Raw genomic sequence first — 19,431 nt, 5'->3', positions numbered from 1 at the left:
GCCCAACTCTGCCAACTCCACCAACTCCCTCAACTTAGCAAACCATACCTCAATTTTACCGGAATTATCGATCGCCCGCTCTACAAAACAAACCCCAACGCCAGCAGCAATCCGCTCGAAAAATGCAGCGTGACTGCGATAAACTTAGAGTTGCTGACCTTTCCCGGTTGGTCGTGATAGTCTGTGACATGGCGGCAAAGGTCGATCGCAAATGGCAAACTCCCAAAAATTAACAACGTCCAACTTGGGAACATTCCCAAAGCCACAAATAGCACAGTCAAAGCATAAACGCTGCCGCATAACCACTGCAACGACTGAGCACCTTTTTTCGTACCGAGTCGCACAATTGGCGACTTTTTCCCCGCCGCCAAATCATCCTCAACTTGGTGAAAGTGAGAACAAAATAAAATGATACTCGTAGTAATTCCCACGATTACCGAAGCCGCAAAATTAGTGGCAGACCAAGTTTGAGTCTGACTGTAATAAGCAGCGGCTAAGGCTAGCGGCCCGAAGGTGAAAAAGCAGATTATTTCCCCCAAACCTTGATAGCCAAGACGAAACGGAGGCCCTTGATAAGTGTAGCCCAGAGCACAGCACAAAACTACTAGCAAAATTACTGTTGGGTCTTTTTGCCACCAGCTTATGGCAAAGATTCCCGACACTCCGACTGCTAAAAACAGGTTTGCCAGCCCGAAAATTAAAGCTTTATTTCCGGTTAAATTAACTAGGGAATGCGCTTTGTTTTTATCGATGCCTGTTTCCGAGTCAAATACATCATTGCTGAGATTCAGCCATGCTATAATCAAAATGGCTGACATTAAAAATGTCGAAAAGATTGACGAATTAATCGTTTGAGTTTCGGCAAAAGCAACTGCTGTTCCTACTGAAATAGGAATCACCGCAACGCTGTACATGGGCGGCTTGATTGCCGCCAGCCACAATTTACTATTTGGACGTTCAATTAACTTTGTTGTCATCACACAAACTTGATTCAATTGATAGCAGTTTAGTAATTTTACAATTTTATTGGTGAACAACGTCTACTCTGTATCGGGTTGAGTGCGCGGCTGACATCCACACAGAGGCTGTGGCGGCACTCAAACAGCGCAAGTAGCCCGTCTGTAAACCTCTGCGGGGGGCGATCGACTTTTGGGAAATTTAGCCGATCGATCTTAAAGTTTTGTGTCTAAATGTTTCGATCAATCGCCCGACGGTCGGTTTTTTTCCCCAACCGAGCCCAAACAGGGAGGGAAACTCAAAAGGTCGTGTTTTGCGATCGCCCTCCCGTGCTTAGATCGAAATAGGGGTTTTAGCCGGACAAACCCACACTCTATCTGACAAATCTGCTATTCTCGCTTTCATGACAGTAATACCGCACCGCGCTAATCTCTTGCAAGACCGCAATCAACTGCATCAGTTTCTGTTAAATTGCCAGCAGTCTTTAACCGAGAAAGAACGCACAAAAATAGTTAGTATTTCTCAGGAAATTTATCCCCTCGATCCGCTAGCTGTACTGCAAGAGATTTCCGAACCTTGTCAGCGGCACTTTTACTTTGAAAAAAGAGACCCCATTGCCGGCAAAAGTTTTGCAATTGCCGCCCTTGATTCGGCAATCCATCTCACCGTAGCAGGAACAGATCGCTTTGCTAAAGCTCAAAACTTTATTCGCTCAACACTTGCGAGTACAATTACCATTGGTGCGGAACGCTTGCCCTTCAGCGGGCCTCACTTTTTTTGTAGCTTTGCTTTTTTTGATGAGAACATTGCCACTAATTCTTACTTTCCGCCCGCCACCATATTTTTACCAAAATGGCAAATTACTAGACAAAAAGATAGCTGCATTCTCGTCGCAAACACTATAATAGAAAAAGAGCTAAACGTTAAAAACATAGCAGAAAATATTTGGCAAACCTTCGATAAAATTGCAGCTCGTAAATACCCTAAATTAACTACTGCGATCGACAGTTCAATATCTTTGAAACAAATCCCCGTCAATGATGCCAATCAATTCAAAGCATCAGTCAAGTCTGCTTTAGAATTGATCGCATCTAAATATTTTAGTAAAATTGTTTTATCTCAAGCAATTAATGTGATTGCTCAAACCCCTTTCAGTTTAATAGATTCATTAAACAACTTGCGCCTCAGCTATCCAGATTGCTATGTATTTTCAACCAGTAACGGCAAAGGACAAAATTTTATCGGTGCCAGTCCAGAACGCTTAATTAGCATTCACAACAATCAGTTATTAACAGATGCTTTAGCAGGTTCGGCACCGAGGGGAAAAACTGAGGCGGGAGATGCGAAATTAGCCCAAGGATTGCTAGAGAGTGAGAAGGATATTCGCGAACATCAAGTTGTCATTGACTTTATTGTCGATCGCCTGTCTAAACTCGGCATAACTCCCAAATTTTCCCCAGTGCCCAGACTGCTGCAACTATCAAACATTCAGCATTTGTGGACACCCATCACAGCTCAAATTCCCCCTGATATTCATTTATTAAAGATTTTAGCTCAACTGCATCCAACCCCAGCGGTAGCGGGCGTGCCGAGAGATATTGCCCTAGAACAAATTCGCCGCTGCGAAAGCTGCGATCGCTCTTTGTACGCAGCACCCCTCGGCTGGATCGATCGCAGTGGCAACGGCGAATTTGCTGTGGGAATTCGATCGGCTTTAATCGACGGCGATCGGGCTATACTTTATGCTGGTGCTGGTATTGTTGCCGGTTCGGAACCGGAAAAAGAACTAGCAGAAATTCAGCTCAAATTACAACCACTTTTAAATGCTTTAGTTTAATTCAGCTAATGTGCAGAATGTAGAGTTTTCTGGCTAATTGATTGAGTCTGTGTTAATGTTTAATTTTCACCTCCTCAAAATGTTCTACTATGGGAAAAGGATCGTAAAAATGGTGAAGCATTCTTTTCCACTCTTGATATTCAGCGGAATTCCTAAATCTAATTGTATGAGCTTCTAAATTTTCCCATCTCACCAATAATAAATATTTTCCTTGAACTTCTGTGCAGCGATGAAGTTCATGAGATAAATATCCATCTATAGACGATATCAAACTGGATGCTTCTGTAAAAGCTATCTCAAAATCACCCTCACAGCCAGATTTTACATTAAGCACAACCGCCTCAAGAATCATAAAAATGTATCCTGACAATTATTTGGGTATAATATCCTAGCACAATACAGAGTTGAGCTACTCAGATTTAGCAATGCCAATAGATTTTCGCAACACAAATACCGTCTGGGCTTCCGTATTAGCAGAAACTTTGCAGCGGTTGGGATTAACTACAGCCGTGATTTGTCCCGGTTCGCGATCGGCACCCTTAACAATAGCTTTTGCCCAGAACAACAAAATAGAAACTATTCCCATACTTGACGAACGCTCAGCCAGCTTTTTTGCATTAGGAATTGCCAAAAAATCCGGTTTCCCAACCGCACTAATTTGCACATCGGGAACCGCCGCCGCCAACTTTTATCCTGCAATAATAGAAGCCAGAGAAAGTCGAATTCCCCTGCTAATATTCACCGCCGATCGACCTCCAGAATTGCGGGACTGTCACGCCGGACAAGCGATCGACCAAGTGAAAATATACGGCAATTATCCGCACTGGCAAGCCGAATTAGCGATACCTTCTGCGTCCAGAGGACTGCTAGAGTATCTGCGGCAGACGGTAATGTATGCTATTGAGCGATCGCAATTTCCAACTCCCGGCCCCGTCCACCTCAACATCCCCTTTCGCGACCCGCTTGTACCCGTTCCCGATCCTGCTGTAGAAGCTTTAGAAACCGAATTTAATTCAGAAGATTTCTTTGCAGGATTAGAACCGATTGTTGTAGCAGAAACTTCTACCCCCCCCAGCCCCCCCTTGCTAAGGGGGGGAGTAGGAAGTGCAATGGAACAATGGCAGAAGTGCAGCAGAGGGATAATTATTGCAGGTGTAGCCCAGCCTCAAGATGCAGAAAAGTATTGTAGTGCGATCGGCCAAATTTCCAAATCCTTAAACTGGCCAGTTTTAGCAGAAGGACTATCTCCAGCTAGAAACTATGCCCAACTAAACCCCCATCTAATTTCCACCTACGATTTAATCCTGCGAAACCGCGAACTAGCAGATAAATTAACCCCAGAAATCGCCATTCAAATCGGAGACTTACCCACAAGCAAAGAACTGCGAAACTGGCTAAACAAAACCCAACCAAAACGCTACATAATCGACCCCAGCCACCACAACTTCGATCCCCTACACGGCCAAACAATTCACCTGCGAACCTCCGTAGAAAACCTCGCAACTATATTAACTCTCGTCCCCCCCCTTATTAAGGGGGGGTTAGGGGGGGATCGAGCCCCTGCTACCACTGCTATTTCCCCTCAAATCCCCCCCCTGACCAATGGGGAATCAACTCAAGTCCCCCCCCTTAGCAAGGGGGGGTTAGGGGGGGTTCTAACCTCTCCCTCAAACGAATACCTCGAACTTTGGCGCAACACAGAAATCCAAGTCAGACAAACAATAGACCACAAAATATCAGAAATTAACAACATCATCGAACCCAAAGTTTCCTGGCTGCTTTCCCAAATTTTGCCGCCAGCAACACCGATATTTATTGCCAACAGTATGCCCGTCCGAGATGTAGAGTTTTTCTGGAAGCCGAACAACTTAGAAATAAAACCGTTTTTCAATCGTGGCGCTAACGGCATAGACGGCACATTATCAACAGCTTTGGGAGTTGCTCACCGCAATCAAAGCAGCATCATGCTAACAGGCGATTTAACACTTTTGCACGATACAAACGGTTTTTTAATTAAAAATAAATTTGTTGGTTCTCTGACAATCATATTAATTAATAACAACGGCGGCGGAATTTTTGAAATGTTGCCCGTTGCCAAATTTGACCCGCCCTTTGAAGAGTTTTTTGCCACGCCGCAGCAGATAAATTTTGCTCAGTTGTGTGCAACTTACGGCGTGGAACACGAGGTAATTGAGGATTGGGAACAGTTAAAACAAAAATTAAGTTTTTTGCCAAATAGCGGGATTCGCGTCTTAGAATTGCAAACAAACAGGCGATCGGATGCTAAATGGCGGCAAGATAATCTAAGTAAATTTGCCAAAGATTTGTAGTCAAGACGTTTGTCAATAAGCCTTTCGGGGGCGGGCAAGATGCCCAACCCCTACTCCCCACAAGCAGAAAATTCACACTTTGTGGAACAGGCATCTTGCCTGTTCTTGGGAAGGCTGCAATATCTCAGTTTAAACTGCTGGTTGAGCTAGCAGCGAATCTAACTCTCCTTCTGCATCAAGTTTGTGAATGTCATCGCAGCCGCCTACGTGTTGGTTATTAATGAAAATTTGGGGTACGCTGCGGCGTCCGTTAGCGCGATCGGCCATTGCTTTTCTAGCCGCTTCGTCGCCATCAATTTTGTATTCCGTGAAATTTACGCCTTTCCACCACAGCAAAGTTTTGGCGCGGATGCAGTAGGGACAGGTTTGCCAAGTATAGATTTCCACATTGGCTTTGATGCGATCGGGCTTGCGGCCCAAGATGGGATTTAGAAAATCAAGCATTTTCGGTACAGGGGTAAAAATTAAACTGGTTGAGGGATTAACGATCATTTTAGCGAAACGCCGTCAGTCCACGCCCTACCCAAAGGTTAGGGTGGGATGGAATTACCCGCCGCACCTGTGGGACTGTGACCCAAGTCACACATTTACTCTACTCCGATCACTTGCTTTCACCCCTGACAATCACCTTCGCGGCCTCATTAATATCACCGATCTTTTGAGGAAATCAGAAGATGATAAATATATCGAATTCAACCGCACTGCCATGCACCCCGTACAACTCCTCCCCGGCGCTATCTCTGAAATCCTCGCTTCTGTAACCGATACAGGCGTTTTGACTCTGGCGGATCGCTACGGTTTGATGGCCGCCACCTTCGACGACTCTCTGAATGACGAAGACAGAGGCTGTGTCAACCGCTTGTTGCGGGCGGTGCTCAGAGGCCGAGTGAAAGTAGTCAACGAACTTTCAGCAGCATTCTAATCGGGATTTGAAGTTTTGTTCTGAAGGCAAGGTGAGTCAGCGGTAGATAAAAATAGTGGAAACTCAGGCAGGAGTGGAAACAGCGGTAATTTGAATTCGATTTAAAAGTTTTCTCCTCTAACTCAACAACGGTTTTTTTGTCAAAGCAGCCTTTACCGGCTGCTTTTTTTTTTGATTTAATCGCGGATTTCCAGGTTGTACTGGCGGCAGAGGTCGATCAGTTCTTGTTGGAAGCGATCGCGCACATTCTGGGGCGAGACAATCACGCAGTCTTTGCCGTACCGCAGGACATCTCGGAACAGCCAGAATCGGCTGGATACCCGCTTCACTACATGGCGCACGTCTCCCACCATTTCATTTGCCACATCTTCATCCGGTTTGGATTCATAGTTTCCAGCCAATCCCCTTAAAAAGTGTAAGTGTACTTCTAGATAGTCTATGGTTTCGCGCCAATTTTCACTGGCAGGTAGCAAGTTAACAATCTTGTCCAAACGCAAACACCGATTGTGAGCTAATTCCGGGATTTCTCTGTGGTCAGCATCGTCGCACCAGATTTCTAGGTACAGGCGCTTGTCGTAGAGGCGAATTTTGGCACTGCGGGCAGTAAATTCGCTCACTTTGTCTTTGCCTGACTGGTAAAACAGCCTGAACGGTTGGCGATCGTCAATCAGTTGATTGAGTCGAAGCCGCCACGCTTCGGCAGTTTGGTTGACTTGTTCGAGCAACTTTTGCCGGAAAGGGGTTTCCAGATTGGCTTTGTCCAAAAGTAATGCCATGACGATCTGGGCGGCTTCGACTTCGCCAGAGTCGTTGAGGAATTTGACGGCTTTGTTCAAGGATTGTACCTGCACTGAATTGAGGGTAAAGGGTTCGCCCACTTCGATTTTTTGTTGGGCGATCGCGACCAGTAACCCAGACACACTGGGACTTTTGCCCCATAAGATACCGAGGCGAAGGGCGATCGCCTCTAGCTGTTCCTTGGTTCCGGTCGGAATTGAAAGTGTAATTGTCTCTTTTTTGCGGGGCATTAAACAAATTGTAATTGCACACTTGACAGATTGGGTTTTCAATGTAAATATAATTTTAGTGCAAGTACAAACATCCCAGAGATAACGAAGGCTATAAATTTCAGTCCTGGACGCATGGTAGTCAGAAACCGGGTTTTTTTACGAAAAGACGCGTTCTACCCGACAGTTAGAGTATAAAAACCCGGTTTCTTTGGTTTTATGCGTTCAGGACTGAATTTGAGAAACGTCGCCTGAGCCTGCAGTAGCACGAAACCGATTGTTGCTGAACGTCAATAATAGGGTGTAAGGCTATTTTGTCAGGGGATTGGAGGGAATTTTTCTCTTTCTACCCCTGTAAAGATAGAGTGCTAGAGACAATTTATTATGACTAGAAAAATTTATCTGTCCTAGTCGTCGAATTTGTTTACCCTACAAAAGTTAACCATGCTCCAAATTTACCCAACGCTGACTGAACTTCAGGAAATTGCTTCACAACTTCCCGAACAAATTCCTTACCTCAAAATGCTCGTTCTCTTTGGTTCTCGTGCCAGAGGTGATACTCACGCAAAAAGTGATTGGGATTTTGCCGCACTTTACGATGAAAAGCTTAGGGAAGAATATTGCCAAAACCGGGGATTTTCTTGGTTTGAAGTTCCAGGAATTTTGGGTGAAGCTTTTAGAATAAATAGTGACGAGATTGATGTGGTGGAATTACATCGCTGTTCGTCGCTAATTGCTCATTTTGTAGCGCGAGATGGAATTTTAGTATACGAAAGAGAATCAGATCAATTTGAAGCTTTTAAACAACGATGTTTGATGACTGATGCAGCACTAGAAGTGCTGCGCCAGAATCTGCGACAAAAAATCGAGGTTGCGTTGCAAAGGAGGGGAGTATGAAGGAGATTGAGCCTGCCATCGTACTAGCTAAGCTGGATTTTATGACAGACTATCTAGAGAGTTTAAGTTCTTTTGAGTCAATTTCTTTAGAAGAATATCTCAGAAATCGAGGAAACCAGTTAATTGTAGAACGATTGTTGCAACTGATTATTCAAGTTGCGATTGATGTCAATAGATATTTGCTCAAGCGCTTAGAAGTCCAGCAACCGAATAGCAACTTTGATGTTTTTATAGAAGTTAGCAACTGTGGCATTATAACAGCGGAGTTAGCTAGCATCTTATCTCAATCAGGTGTTTTGCGTAACCGCCTGGTACATCTGTATGACGAAATCGATCCTGTCAAAGTGCATCAAGCCATCGATCTTGTATTGCAGAAATACCCGATTTATCAACGGCAAGTCACTAATTATCTAGATTCTCTTCGAGACAATAATAGATAAATAGTAATTAATCTAAAAAATGATGAACTTATGAGGGCGAATTATGTCACTAAAAAGTCTGCTTTTTGACGAAGAACCTCAAACTTTAGACCACCGCTACTTTAGGGAAGTTCGTCCCAAACTTTACCAACTGCATACCAATCACGGACAGTACGGCACTCGCCAAGGACGCACCCTTGCCGAACACCTCGATTCGGCTTGTCAGTTCGTTTTAACGGTTAGCAAAATTGCCGGAGTTCCCGATGACAAACGCGCTTGTATTCTGGCCGCGACTGCCGTTCACGATTTGAATAAGCTGGCAGACGACGGACGCAATGTTAAGGCGTTGGCACGCGATCGCCCTTTTTTGCTACAACAACTTGATCGCGCCTGCGTTGCCCAATTCGCCCAAACCGACGAAGAACTCGAACTCGTCCGCCGCCTAATAGAACGCCATTCCGGCCACAGCGCCAGCGATGGAATGCGTTTTTTGCCGGAAGACCCCAATATTAAACGTTGGGCCGCGATGTTGATTGGGGGTGACTTATTCGACTTGGGAATTGAAGAACACAAACGCATTGCCAAAGTCGAAACCGAGTTAACAGTTGCCTTACAGCGTCCCAGTAAGTTATTTAATGTCACTCTTTCCGAAGACCGAGGTTATTTAACTTCGCTGTTGCTGTCAGCTTGTGAAGAGGTTTTGCACGATCGCCATTTGCATACTCTCGCGATCGATCCCAACGGTCAAATTTTTGTCGGAGAAGCCTTTCCCGACGGTGATTTAAGCTTAATCATCGCTCAAAAATGGCAAAAAAAGATCGATCGCGTCTTTAGCAGCAACGTCGAACAACTCGTGAACGCCACCAAAGACGGCATCAAAATCGACGCGCAAGCCATCCAACAAAACCCCGAAGCAACTTTAGACGAAGTAGATAAATTACTGGTAAAAAAAGCCAGCGGTTACAAAGTAGAAAAAGTCGCCAAGGATATTGAAAAATATGGCGGCGATGCTGGAGAAACCGCCGTTAATGCTGCCGCTGCTGTCGGCTTGCATCCAGTTTCCAATGCCGATGAATTTGCCATTTCTGAAGGGCTAAAAACCGCTTACCTCAGCTATCGGGCCGCCGAACTCAGCCCCAAGGAGGTTTGGGATCGAATTGCAACGCAAGTCGGATTATCCCCAGAACAGCGATCGGCATTGGAACCGTTTAACGCGCAGTACGGACGCTGTTTGTTTGCGGCTAAATCCATCGAGGGCGATCGCGAACAGAAGCTAGAAAAGGTATTTGCCGCCTTAGAAGACTCATTTCAACTGCGTGGCAAAGCCGAAGAGATAGACGTATCTGAAGAATTGGTAAATGCCGTTCGGCAACTACTCAACTTTTCTACACCTGCGAACTGGCAAGGCTTTAACGAACTCACAGCCTACATTGAAGCCAACCCGCGCCAGCGCTGTTCCTTGGGGACGACATCGCTACAAATCGGCGAATTGAGTTCCCCGAAAATGCCACCGGGAACCAAAGTCCAAGCTTTTTCCAATCGTCTTCCCGGCGGCATGATTGCTGAACCCAAACGGCGGGCAGATAACTTATCGGCATTGGGTTATCAGTTGATGGCGGTTGGTGCAAATTTCCCGAACTCTGTCAAACAAGACCCCCTATATCTTCACTTTGCCCTGCCAAAAGGATCGAGTATTGAACTCAGAACAATTTGGCAAAATTTTCTGAAAAATACCGCAACCCACAATGAAGATGGGACAGTAACAGTTGACGAAATTAAACTTTACCGCGAAAACGAGATGGTTTTTCAATCCAACAAAATGGTTGGATTTGCACTGCCAAAACGTCCTGATTTTGTCAACTCAACGGTGACAATTCCCGTGCTGTGGGGAGAAGTTAATAACTCCGTGGCGTTGCTAAAATCGCTCAGATTGGCATTGGAAATGAGTTTGGCATTTGAGTTGGGATTTCCCTTTGTTTTGGGTGCAAATCTGGAAGTCGAACCAACTTGGGATTTTTTCGGAAAAGTTGAGGGAATCCCGTCATCTTTGCAGCCACTATTAGGCAGCGGCCAGTATCGGCGAAACGGTCATTTATCCAAGGAAGAACGGCGCACGACAGTCACGGCAGAGCAAGTTTTAGAACGGCTGCGCTGTATCGGAAAGCTAGCTATTTCGGTGGCAAGTATTCAGAAAAAAGATGACTGTTTGTATGACTTAGCGCGGGCAGCAACTCGTCCGCTGAGTTTCTATTACGTCCTGCTGCGCTGGCTGCTGCGGGAACAAGATGACCCCAATTTGGAGGCAGTTTGGTCGCGCATACAAGAACCTTTGAATACTTTACTGAGGAGTCTCATGTCAGAAGAACACGATCGCGTTTCTAGCTATCTCAAGCAAGCCGCACACATTGCACAAGTTGCAAATTTGTGTGGTCGTTCCTCTCGCCGCACTGCCCAAACTGAACCGTTTTCAGCATTTATCAAAGCCGTGCGATCGCGAAAATCTCATATGGATTGGGACACGGTATTTGCCGCCCTAGTGCAGCAATATCACAACCGTCTCGATCGCATTCGAGAACACGGAGTTGGTAGACCGAAACACGAACAAATTAAGCAGTTTTATCAAGCTTTACAACAACTATTTGAGCAGGTTTATCACTCGCGTGCTGAACGACTGCTAACTGATAGTAAAACCCTTGAAGCTGCCTACTTGTTCTTTTTTAAAGAAGCGGGTCAAGAACTCAAGTCTAAAACCGAATCTGCAACCACGTCTAAAACCGAATCTGAATCCACATCTGCAAACAACTAGGAGAATACAAAATGTCGATCGCAAAATTGCAACCCTTCCTCGCACCTAGCTACGAAAACTTCCCCAAAGGCCGCACCATTGGGATTGTTGTCCTTCGTACCACGCAATCGGAAACCATTTTTCGGACAGAGGGAACAGGCGAACCGATGTGTAGTGAATACGTGCAAGCTGGCATTGAAGATACCGAATCAATTCCTCGGTTGGTGATGACAAAACGCAAACAAGTTGCACCGGAAAGGCGCAAAGGACGAGAGTTTTTGCGATCGCACAATCTCCTTCATACCGCGAAAACAAATGAAATCTGTGCTCTCAATACCAATGCGCCTTGCGAAATGTGCGTTGATTGCTTCCTCTACGGCTTCGCAGCGGGGGGAGAAGGGGCGCAAAAAAGCCGGGTGTGGACAGAGGATGCGTTTAGCGTGTTGCATTCGACAGAACTGATTGGCGATCGCACGATCAATGCTATTTTTGAAACCGGAACTATGCGCGACGAAAAAGGTAACGCTTCCACCGCCCTGAACACCAGCGAATACATCAAGCCTGGGGTTCATTTCCTCGATATTCTCACCCTCAAAGATGTCACCGCCGACGAACTGCGCTACACCCTCGGCAACATTTTGTTAACGACTCGTTACGGTGCTGTTTCCAGCCGCGTGGGACGCATGGACAATCAAATTCTTGGTGTATTTGGTGGTATTGCTGAACTGCCGAGTTCTCTGGAATTAGTACAAGGGGTTTATGACAAGCTGAAAGCCCAAAATACCGCCCTCGAACATCCTTTAAAAACCGCATCTTTAGTAGATGCAACTCAGGAAATAATCGGCAGTTGGACAAATAAACGAGGTATTTCTATGCAGTTGTCCGCCGCCGAACGTGACGCGCTGATTGCGGATGTCGATCGCCATTGGTCATTACCCGAACAAGAAACCTTCCTCAAACGCCTCGATGAATCCTATGCCCCGTGGCGCAAGGTGAAGAGTGAAAACAAGAAAAAGGGAAAAAATAAGGATTAAAGAAGAGTAATTCCTATAGTCCTGGACGCAAGGGTGGCCAGAAACCGGGTTTTTTCACGAGAATTATTCGCTGTACCTACGAGATTAGGTAAAAAACCCGGTTTCTTTGGTATTTATGCCTCTAGGAATGTTGAAATCATCTGCGTTCATCTGCGTTAATCTGCGGTTTCCCTTTTCTATCAAAGATTGATGGAATTCAAGTCTACTCTTCAATCCGCAAGCTACGTTCCTCAATGAATCTCAACCATGACGCAATTAGAACTTGCTTTAAATTTTTCCACTGACAAGATTTCCTATTCAACTGCACGCTTAATCGAACTTTGGTGCGCGGAACCCGTGTTCTTTGCCTCGCGGGAATTGTCCGATACTTACTATACCGAAGGGGCGATCGGCAATTATGCACTAGCCTATGCTTTAGGTTGGGCGCGATCGCCCTATCGCCTCACCGGACAAGACACCAGCAGACCTCGGTATATAGAAGATTTAACGCCCCTTTCCGGTAATAGCTACATCCTCCCCGCATGGCCGGCTGGCGGCACTTTATCGTTCCGATTTGAGCGGTTTAACGCCCTTTCTGACTCCTATTGGTATGCGATGACAAATAACCGAGTAGCAACGGCGCGCGAAGATTTACCCCTCAGTAGAACGGGGAAAAAACCAAGTACCTATCGCCCTAGCAACTTCCCCCAAACCGGGCGATTGCGAGTAATTGAACGGGGAAATCGGTTTCAAACTTTGGTATTTGGCGATCGCGAATTGCCCGAATACATTCGCGTCGGCAAATTTACCAGCAAAGTCCGCGTTGAAATCGTGAAAAAACTCGATGTTGTGCAACTTCCGAGGGGCGATTATCGCTGCAATACCTATCTCAGTGCCGCCGACTTACCTGCAAATATTGAACTCCTCGCTTTCGACTTAATTTCGATGCCTCCCGCATCGTTATTGAAAAATCTTTTGTTTCGTAGTGAGGCGCTGCAAGCCGGCGATTTTATTCTCCCAGCTAACCTTGAATTTTGTGGTGGAAATAACAATGGATAATCTGAAAATTAAACTCGAACCAGCAAGCATTTCTGCCTGTCCCCAATTGCCTCAACCATTGGAATTTATGGGACAAGCCTTGCAGCATCAAGTCGATGTTTATGCAGCATCAGAAAATCATGACATCATTCTCGATACCGCGCCGACGGGAACGGGGAAAACGCAAGCAGGATTGAATGTTTTGCTGCACAATCCTGACCGAAATGCGATTTATATTGCGCCGACAAATGCTTTGATTGACCAACAAACAAAAACTGCAAAACAGTTTATTTTGGATACAAATTTGCCGCATCTCGTCAAAGCAGCTTCTGCTAAGGAAGTGAATTTGTGGCCGGACGATCGCGTTGGAAAACGTTCTGGGGAAAAAATTTATAATGTTTTGCGAGAACCTGCGACAATCTTTCCCGAATGTGGCGGCGGTAGACCGATTTTGTTGGTGACGAACCCGGATATTTTCTACTACGCTGCATTTTTTCAATACAATCCACTCGATCGCAGCAACATTGCTAGCGAATTTTACAGCAGTTTTTCGACGGTAATTTTCGATGAATTTCACCTTTACGATGCCAAACAGTTAGTCAGCTTGTTTTTCTATCTCGCTTTATCCAAAGAATTTGGTTATTTCCAGCACAACCGCAAAATTGTTTTGTTGACAGCAACGCCGGAACCTGCTTGCGATGAAGCCTTAAATGTTTTGGGAAAAAATGGTGTCAGAATTTATCGAACCGACACCAAAAATCAAATAGAACGCCTGCTTCCTTCTCAAACTCAAGTCAATCTCGAAATTCGGAAACAACCAGAAAAAGAAAATCTAATTACAGAAATCGTCGAAGAAGTTGTGCGGCGGCTGCGCGAATTTCCTGACGAAAACGGGGCGGTGATTCTCGATGCTAAGGATACATTAGGGCGGATTTCCAATCGACTGGGCGATCGCGGATTTGCCGATTTCTGCGGGCGGATTACAGGCGATACACGCAAGGAAGAACGCCCGCAGGCGGCCCAAAAACAAGTGATTCTGGCTACGAGTACCGTCGATGTGGGCTTCAACTTTGAACGGGATAATCCGCCACCCAGACAGAATCTCGATTGGTTGATTTTTTCAACGCGCGATCGCTTTTCATTTTGGCAGCGGATCGGGCGTGTGGGGCGGGTTTTGGGGAAAACGCAAACCGAAATTCCTTCAGAGGCGATCGCCTATTTGCCAGATCGGGCGTGGGAACAAGGAATCGCACAACTTGACTGTAGCGGCGGGCGCAATTCCCTAACAGAAATGTTAGCAAGTTTAGACTGCATGAAACGTCCGTTTCTAGAAATTTATTGGCGGTCTGAAGCATTTCTAGAAATTGCCAAACCCTTACTCGAACTAGAAATTTTGCTAGACAAATTGCCCGAAGCCACTTTAGTCACGCAGTTGTATCAAACCCTGCAAATTGTGTTAGGAGGTAAGCGAGATTGGAGTTATTACCGCCAGCGGATGAAAGTATTACAAGGTGCGGAAAATGTAGCTAAATCTACAATCAAACAAATTCAAAAAGAGTGGCAGTATGTTAAAGGCGGTCAAAACTGCGTCAAGAGTTTTATGCAAGCCAACTATCCCGAAGATTGGGAAGAAATTCATGCTGGGAGAAGTGCGATCGCATCGATAGAGGAAAAAATTTGCAAAAACCCAAAAATCGCCGAACAGTTGAAAGAGTATGCAACGATTCTCAAAGCCAGCTATGCGCCGCTGTTTAAATTCCGAGAAAGCTTGTTTGAAAATGTCAAAATTTACGATCCGCACAACTTCTTACTCGATGAAGTCGGCGAAACCAATCTCGATCCGATTCACCTGCTGAGATTTTATGAATTTGCCTCCGATGACAATGGAATTGTACTCACCCATCGCGCCACCCAAACCTACGGACTCAAATTCGCCTTGCAAGTTCCAAATTTAGAAGAATTTGCCAACAACTATCTCTGCAAACTCTATGCGTTTAAAAATTGTACGATCGAACGGACGATCGACAACTGCGTTCGTCCCACAGCGCTAATTTCTCAACTTTCACCGCCATTAATGCCCGGTGTGATTGTCCAAGAACATCGCAAAAATCGCTGGGCAATTCTCAAACTCCGAAAACAAGGAATCGAATGCTATCCGATTACGGTCAAAGATAGCTTTGCTAACGAACAAGAATATACATTTTTTCCAAGTTTATCCGGCATTTTGGCGATCGCCTCCGCTGGCGTTACCTTAAGATGTCCTGACAATCAAGAATTCTGGGTAGTTTAAATTATGCCACACAGCCTAGTCCTGAACATCCTTCCCCTGGCCCCAATTCCCCCCGGATACCTCACCGGCAGACACCTGCACGCCCTCTTCCTCACCCTCGTGAGCTCCGTTGACAAAAAACTCGGCGACTACCTCCACGATGCCACCGCCCAAAAATCCTTCACCCTCAGCCCTTTGCAAACTAAAAAATGCCCTTTCAAAAAACACCATTCCCTGCAATGGGAACACACAGAACCGATTCCAGAACACACCCTCTGTTGGTGGCGGATTACTCTGCTTGATGACACTTTATTCGGCAAGTTAACTAATCTTTGGCTGAACCTAAATCCGTCGAAACCGTGGCATCTGGGGCCCGCCGATTTGATGATTACTAAGATTCTCGGAACGCCCCAAGTAGATCAGCCTTGGGCTAATGCTTGCGATTACTCTCAATTGTACGATCGCGCTTCGGAAACTAATCGCTTAATTGCCTTCAGTTTTGCGACTCCTACTACCTTTCGACAGGGAAAATTTGATTCGGTGATTCCTACTAGAGATTGCGTTTTTAATAGTCTCCTCAGTCGCTGGAATAAATACAGCCCGATCGCACTTCCCGATCTTTCCTTCGATCCACTTTTTTCGACATTTGTCAATATCCGAAGTGAAAGATTGACTAACTATGAAAGCGATTTTGTTGGCATGGTTGGGGAGGTTAGTTATCGGATTTTGGGAGACGTGGAGCCTTTAGCGATTAAGCAAGTTAATGCTTTAGCTGATTTTGCTGTTTACTGCGGGGTGGGGAGAAAAACTCCGATGGGGATGGGAATGACTAGGCGAATAATTGTTAATAAGAGTTCTTGATAACTTAACGTAAAACCCATAGTCCGGCAGGGGTTGAAACCCCTGCCTAATAGCTAAAGTCCTCTGAAGAGGACTGCAAGTATGAATGATTAAATTACTTCTTCAGTCGGTTTTAACCGACTTTAGCTATGAGACAGGGGTTTCAACCCCTGGCGGACTGGGGCATCACTAATTAATTACCATTACAAATCTCTTACAAACCCTCAAAATTATGAACAATTCTGAGTACATTTCCATTGCATCTCTCAACCAATATTCCTATTGCGCTCACCGCTGCTGGCGGATGTTTTGTGCGGGGGAATTTGCGGATAATCAGTATACCATAGAAGGCACGAGTTTGCACGATCGCGTTCACACGATGGGCGAGATTAACCGCGATGAAACTTGGCAGGTTCGGGCGATTTGGCTGAAGTCTGAGAAGTATAAACTTATCGGTAAATCGGATTTGATTGAGTCGGCTGAGGGTGAGATTTATCCGGTGGAATACAAGCGGGGACGGAAGGGGGAATGGGATAATGATGAGTTGCAGGTTTGCGCTCAAGCGCTTTGTTTGGAGGAGATGACGGGGAAAACTATTGCGACTGGATATGTGTATTACGCGCAATCGCATCAGCGGCAATTAGTGGATATTTCTGATGGGTTGAGACAGGAGGCGATCGCAACTATCACCGCTATCCAATTTTTGCTGCAAACTGGCCAAATGCCTCCAGCCCATTATAGCAAACGCTGTCAAGGTTGCAGCCTTTATCAGCAATGTTTGCCGCAAGCTGCTGAGAAAGTCATGCGCTATCAAGAAGTTAGCTGATCCCAAATTGCCAGGGGTTTCAACCCCTGTCTCACAGCGAAAGTCCTCGCTATGAGGATTGAATATTTTACCGATCAAGCTTGCGAAAATTAACCGGGTTTTTGCGATAACTTTTGGGCGAGTAGACAGAAAATTCATGAAGAAAACGGGTTTTCATGCTTCCGCCTGTAACTGCTGATTAACTTACTTATTCAGTCGGTTTCAACCGACTTTAGCTTTGAGACAGGGGTTTTAACCCCTGGCGGACTGGCGGACAAATCGAAACACAATCAATACATAAATTTAGGAGTCAATCATGGGAACACTTTATATCAATCAAGATGATGTGTTTATTGGCAAAACAGATGAACGCCTCAATGTCAAGGCAAAGAATCAAATGTTACAAGATGTGCCTTTAATTCATTTAGATGGAGTGGTGATTTTGGGACGGGCGACTATTTCTCCGGCGGCGATCGCAGAATTGCTACAACGAAAAATTCCTCTGACTTTTATCACCGATACGGGTCACTATTTGGGTAAGCTGGAACCGGAATTAAGTAAAAACATTTTCGTTCGCAATGCTCAGTGGAAAGCGGCGGGGGAAACTCCCCAAGCTATTCATGTTGTCCGGGGTTTTATTCGCGGGAAATTGAAGAATTATCGCACGAGTTTATCTCAAACTCAGCGGGAACATTCGGAAATCAATTTAGCTGCTGCTATTATGCAGATTTCCAATGCGATCGCCAAACTTGACAAAACTGACAATATTGACTCTTTGCGCGCACAGGAAGGTGCTGGAAGTGCGGCATATTTCAGGGTTTTCAACCAATTAATTCGCGCGGAAGGCTTTGTGTTTCAACCGCGACACCGCCCTGCTACCGATCCGGTGAATTCTTTGATGAATTTTGCTTACACGCTGCTGCGTCACGATGTGCAAAGCGCGATTAATATTGTGGGATTTGACCCTTATTTAGGATACCTTCATATGCAGCGCTACGGCCGCGTGGGTTTAGCGTTTGATTTGATGGAAGAGTTCCGCCCTTTGGTAGCAGACAGTATCATTTTGAACGCGATTAACCGCCGGATTCTGACGCCGAATGATTTTACTGTGGAACCTCTGAGTAATGTGGTGCGACTGTCGGAAGCGGGACGGAAAGAGTTTCTGAAGTTGTATGAAAAGAAAAAGCAGTCTGAGTTTAAGCATCCAGTTTTGAAACGCAAGTGCACTTATCAAGAAGCTTTTGAAATTCAAGGGCGGCTGTTGGCGAAATATTTGATGGGCGAAATTGACAAATATCCACCTTTAGTTTTGTACTAGATATGCACATTCTGATTTCTTACGATATTTCCGAAGACAAGCGCCGGACAAAGATTCACAAAATGCTGAAATCCTATGGGCAGTGGATGCAGTACAGTGTGTTTGAGTGTGCTGATTTGACTGAGACTCAGTACGCTAAGTTGCGATCGCGCCTGAACAAAGTCATCAAACCAAACGAAGACAGTATTTTGTTTTTCCCGCTGTGCGCCTGCTGTCAGGGTAAGATCGAACGCATTGGTGGGGTAGAGCCAGTCGATCGCACAATATTTTTTGCTTAGTTTCCGTGAATGGGTAGGTGTTAAAATCGGGGTATCAAATTTTTCGGCTCAAACTCATGTTCCGCAAGAGTTTGATGCCCCTCTTCTGAAAAAACGATTCACGGAAAGTCTGAAAGCTTTACAGGATAAGGTTTGGGGGTGAATATGGAAAATTGGGTATTGACAAGTCAAAGGCTGGGATGGTACTTTTGTTTTAGATTCACGGAACTGCACCTTGAAAACCAAATACAGCAAGGCTTCTGGAACGGGCTGCCGGAAACAACCTAAAACCCTATCAGGGATTGAAACATTTGAGATTGAATCAAGCCGTTGCCGTTCCATAATTGGCCGGAAACAACCTAAAACCCTATCAGGGATTGAAACTTCTGATGGCGGTTGGTTTCTTAGCTTAGGTCGGCGGCCGGAAACAACCTAAAACCCTATCAGGGATTGAAACAGAAAACTCAGAGATTCCCCAAGGATAAGAATAAGGCCGGAAACAACCTAAAACCCTATCAGGGATTGAAACGTGAAAAGTGACAGCAAAACCTACGCACCTAAATGCCGGAAACAACCTAAAACCCTATCAGGGATTGAAACATGACAAAGTATCGCTTGATAAGAGTTTTGGCTATCGCCGGAAACAACCTAAAACCCTATCAGGGATTGAAACTGATAAGAAGTTCCTTGAAAGGGTTTATGCCGCTGCGCCGGAAACAACCTAAAACCCTATCAGG

At 45.4% G+C, this 19,431-nt stretch carries 17 protein-coding genes and 1 CRISPR repeat array (1 of these 18 running past the window's edge); of the genes, 13 read left to right on the top strand and 4 right to left on the bottom strand.

Going from position 1 to position 19,431, the window contains the following annotated elements; translation table 11 throughout:
* Nucleotides 1-80: 80 nt before the first annotated feature.
* Nucleotides 81-977 carry a 2-carboxy-1,4-naphthoquinone phytyltransferase gene (gene menA / locus QUB08_RS00725; RefSeq protein ID WP_333222587.1) on the bottom strand — a complete coding sequence of 299 codons (897 nt, stop codon included), beginning with the start codon at nt 975-977 and terminating at the stop codon, nt 81-83.
* A 383-nt stretch (nt 978-1,360) separates the two neighbouring features.
* Here menA and QUB08_RS00720 point away from each other — a divergent pair, with 383 nt between their 5' ends.
* Nucleotides 1,361-2,794, top strand: coding sequence for an isochorismate synthase (locus QUB08_RS00720; RefSeq protein WP_333222585.1), 1,434 nt, complete (start codon nt 1,361-1,363; stop codon nt 2,792-2,794).
* 52 nt (nt 2,795-2,846) lie between these two features.
* On the opposite strand, the gene QUB08_RS00715 is transcribed toward QUB08_RS00720, so the two are convergent.
* The gene (locus QUB08_RS00715) at nt 2,847-3,146 is read right to left on the bottom strand and encodes an antibiotic biosynthesis monooxygenase (protein WP_333222583.1); all 300 of its coding nucleotides are present in this window, start codon (nt 3,144-3,146) and stop codon (nt 2,847-2,849) included.
* 73 nt (nt 3,147-3,219) lie between these two features.
* On the opposite strand from QUB08_RS00715, the gene menD reads away from it, so the two are divergent.
* Entirely contained in the window at nt 3,220-5,124 is a 1,905-nt protein-coding gene (gene menD, locus QUB08_RS00710) for a 2-succinyl-5-enolpyruvyl-6-hydroxy-3-cyclohexene-1-carboxylic-acid synthase (protein ID WP_333222581.1), read from the top strand.
* A 129-nt stretch (nt 5,125-5,253) separates the two neighbouring features.
* Here menD and grxC read toward each other — a convergent pair whose 3' ends face one another.
* Nucleotides 5,254-5,568 (bottom strand): glutaredoxin 3, encoded by a 315-nt coding sequence (gene grxC, locus QUB08_RS00705; RefSeq protein ID WP_333048639.1) that lies wholly within the window; start codon nt 5,566-5,568, stop codon nt 5,254-5,256.
* 262 nt (nt 5,569-5,830) lie between these two features.
* Here grxC and QUB08_RS00700 point away from each other — a divergent pair, with 262 nt between their 5' ends.
* On the top strand, nt 5,831-6,046 hold the full coding sequence (locus QUB08_RS00700; protein ID WP_190731630.1) for a hypothetical protein: 216 nt from the start codon (nt 5,831-5,833) through the stop codon (nt 6,044-6,046).
* Between the two features lie 176 nt (nt 6,047-6,222).
* On the opposite strand, the gene QUB08_RS00695 is transcribed toward QUB08_RS00700, so the two are convergent.
* The gene (locus QUB08_RS00695) at nt 6,223-7,074 is read right to left on the bottom strand and encodes a WYL domain-containing protein (protein WP_333222578.1); all 852 of its coding nucleotides are present in this window, start codon (nt 7,072-7,074) and stop codon (nt 6,223-6,225) included.
* 423 nt (nt 7,075-7,497) lie between these two features.
* Here QUB08_RS00695 and mntA point away from each other — a divergent pair, with 423 nt between their 5' ends.
* The 10 genes from mntA to cas2 all read left to right on the top strand — a co-directional run bounded on the left by mntA (nt 7,498) and on the right by cas2 (nt 18,715).
* The gene (mntA, locus tag QUB08_RS00690; RefSeq protein WP_333222576.1) at nt 7,498-7,950 is read left to right on the top strand and encodes a type VII toxin-antitoxin system MntA family adenylyltransferase antitoxin; all 453 of its coding nucleotides are present in this window, start codon (nt 7,498-7,500) and stop codon (nt 7,948-7,950) included.
* Nucleotides 7,947-8,390, top strand: a complete 444-nt coding sequence (gene hepT, locus QUB08_RS00685; protein WP_333222574.1) for a type VII toxin-antitoxin system HepT family RNase toxin — start codon at nt 7,947-7,949, stop codon at nt 8,388-8,390. The genes mntA and hepT overlap by 4 nt, the downstream gene beginning before the upstream one ends.
* Nucleotides 8,391-8,433: 43 nt before the next feature.
* Complete coding sequence (locus tag QUB08_RS00680) at nt 8,434-11,175, top strand: CRISPR-associated protein Csc3 (RefSeq protein ID WP_333222572.1); 2,742 nt, start codon at nt 8,434-8,436, stop codon at nt 11,173-11,175.
* Between the two features lie 11 nt (nt 11,176-11,186).
* Nucleotides 11,187-12,188 (top strand): type I-D CRISPR-associated protein Cas7/Csc2, encoded by a 1,002-nt coding sequence (cas7d, locus tag QUB08_RS00675; protein WP_333222570.1) that lies wholly within the window; start codon nt 11,187-11,189, stop codon nt 12,186-12,188.
* Between the two features lie 246 nt (nt 12,189-12,434).
* Nucleotides 12,435-13,226, top strand: coding sequence for a type I-D CRISPR-associated protein Cas5/Csc1 (gene cas5d, locus QUB08_RS00670; protein ID WP_333222568.1), 792 nt, complete (start codon nt 12,435-12,437; stop codon nt 13,224-13,226).
* On the top strand, nt 13,219-15,495 hold the full coding sequence (cas3, locus tag QUB08_RS00665) for a type I-D CRISPR-associated helicase Cas3' (protein WP_333222566.1): 2,277 nt from the start codon (nt 13,219-13,221) through the stop codon (nt 15,493-15,495). The genes cas5d and cas3 overlap by 8 nt, the downstream gene beginning before the upstream one ends.
* Nucleotides 15,496-15,498: 3 nt before the next feature.
* The gene (gene cas6 / locus QUB08_RS00660) at nt 15,499-16,335 is read left to right on the top strand and encodes a CRISPR-associated endoribonuclease Cas6 (RefSeq protein ID WP_333222564.1); all 837 of its coding nucleotides are present in this window, start codon (nt 15,499-15,501) and stop codon (nt 16,333-16,335) included.
* Nucleotides 16,336-16,546: 211 nt separating this feature from the next.
* Entirely contained in the window at nt 16,547-17,140 is a 594-nt protein-coding gene (gene cas4, locus QUB08_RS00655; protein ID WP_333222562.1) for a CRISPR-associated protein Cas4, read from the top strand.
* Between the two features lie 295 nt (nt 17,141-17,435).
* A complete protein-coding gene (gene cas1d, locus QUB08_RS00650) occupies nt 17,436-18,437 on the top strand; it encodes a type I-D CRISPR-associated endonuclease Cas1d (protein ID WP_333222560.1) in 1,002 nt (333 codons plus the stop codon).
* A 2-nt stretch (nt 18,438-18,439) separates the two neighbouring features.
* A complete protein-coding gene (gene cas2 / locus QUB08_RS00645) occupies nt 18,440-18,715 on the top strand; it encodes a CRISPR-associated endonuclease Cas2 (RefSeq protein WP_190745568.1) in 276 nt (91 codons plus the stop codon).
* A 251-nt stretch (nt 18,716-18,966) separates the two neighbouring features.
* A CRISPR array of direct repeats spans nt 18,967-19,431; the repeat unit is 37 nt; unit sequence GCCGGAAACAACCTAAAACCCTATCAGGGATTGAAAC; it runs 18,668 nt beyond the window's last position.

The organism is Microcoleus sp. BR0-C5 (assembly GCF_036705045.1).
Lineage (GTDB): Bacteria > Cyanobacteriota > Cyanobacteriia > Cyanobacteriales > Microcoleaceae > Microcoleus.
Note: the sequence above shows the minus strand (reverse complement) of the source record. Positions and strands in the feature narration are given on the sequence as shown.

Excerpts from the sequence above, each read along its gene's own strand:
- cas3 (WP_333222566.1), top strand. The coding sequence starts at position 13,219 with ATGGATAATCTGAAAATTAAACTCGAACCAGCAAGCATTTCTGCCTGT.
- mntA (WP_333222576.1), top strand. The coding sequence starts at position 7,498 with ATGCTCCAAATTTACCCAACGCTGACTGAACTTCAGGAAATTGCTTCA.
- cas6 (WP_333222564.1), top strand. The coding sequence starts at position 15,499 with ATGCCACACAGCCTAGTCCTGAACATCCTTCCCCTGGCCCCAATTCCC.
- menA (WP_333222587.1), bottom strand. The coding sequence starts at position 977 with ATGACAACAAAGTTAATTGAACGTCCAAATAGTAAATTGTGGCTGGCG.
- QUB08_RS00695 (WP_333222578.1), bottom strand. The coding sequence starts at position 7,074 with ATGCCCCGCAAAAAAGAGACAATTACACTTTCAATTCCGACCGGAACC.
- QUB08_RS00680 (WP_333222572.1), top strand. The coding sequence starts at position 8,434 with ATGTCACTAAAAAGTCTGCTTTTTGACGAAGAACCTCAAACTTTAGAC.
- QUB08_RS00720 (WP_333222585.1), top strand. The coding sequence starts at position 1,361 with ATGACAGTAATACCGCACCGCGCTAATCTCTTGCAAGACCGCAATCAA.
- hepT (WP_333222574.1), top strand. The coding sequence starts at position 7,947 with ATGAAGGAGATTGAGCCTGCCATCGTACTAGCTAAGCTGGATTTTATG.
- cas2 (WP_190745568.1), top strand. The coding sequence starts at position 18,440 with ATGCACATTCTGATTTCTTACGATATTTCCGAAGACAAGCGCCGGACA.
- grxC (WP_333048639.1), bottom strand. The coding sequence starts at position 5,568 with ATGCTTGATTTTCTAAATCCCATCTTGGGCCGCAAGCCCGATCGCATC.
- menD (WP_333222581.1), top strand. The coding sequence starts at position 3,220 with ATGCCAATAGATTTTCGCAACACAAATACCGTCTGGGCTTCCGTATTA.
- QUB08_RS00700 (WP_190731630.1), top strand. The coding sequence starts at position 5,831 with ATGCACCCCGTACAACTCCTCCCCGGCGCTATCTCTGAAATCCTCGCT.
- cas4 (WP_333222562.1), top strand. The coding sequence starts at position 16,547 with ATGAACAATTCTGAGTACATTTCCATTGCATCTCTCAACCAATATTCC.
- cas5d (WP_333222568.1), top strand. The coding sequence starts at position 12,435 with ATGACGCAATTAGAACTTGCTTTAAATTTTTCCACTGACAAGATTTCC.
- cas1d (WP_333222560.1), top strand. The coding sequence starts at position 17,436 with ATGGGAACACTTTATATCAATCAAGATGATGTGTTTATTGGCAAAACA.
- QUB08_RS00715 (WP_333222583.1), bottom strand. The coding sequence starts at position 3,146 with ATGATTCTTGAGGCGGTTGTGCTTAATGTAAAATCTGGCTGTGAGGGT.
- cas7d (WP_333222570.1), top strand. The coding sequence starts at position 11,187 with ATGTCGATCGCAAAATTGCAACCCTTCCTCGCACCTAGCTACGAAAAC.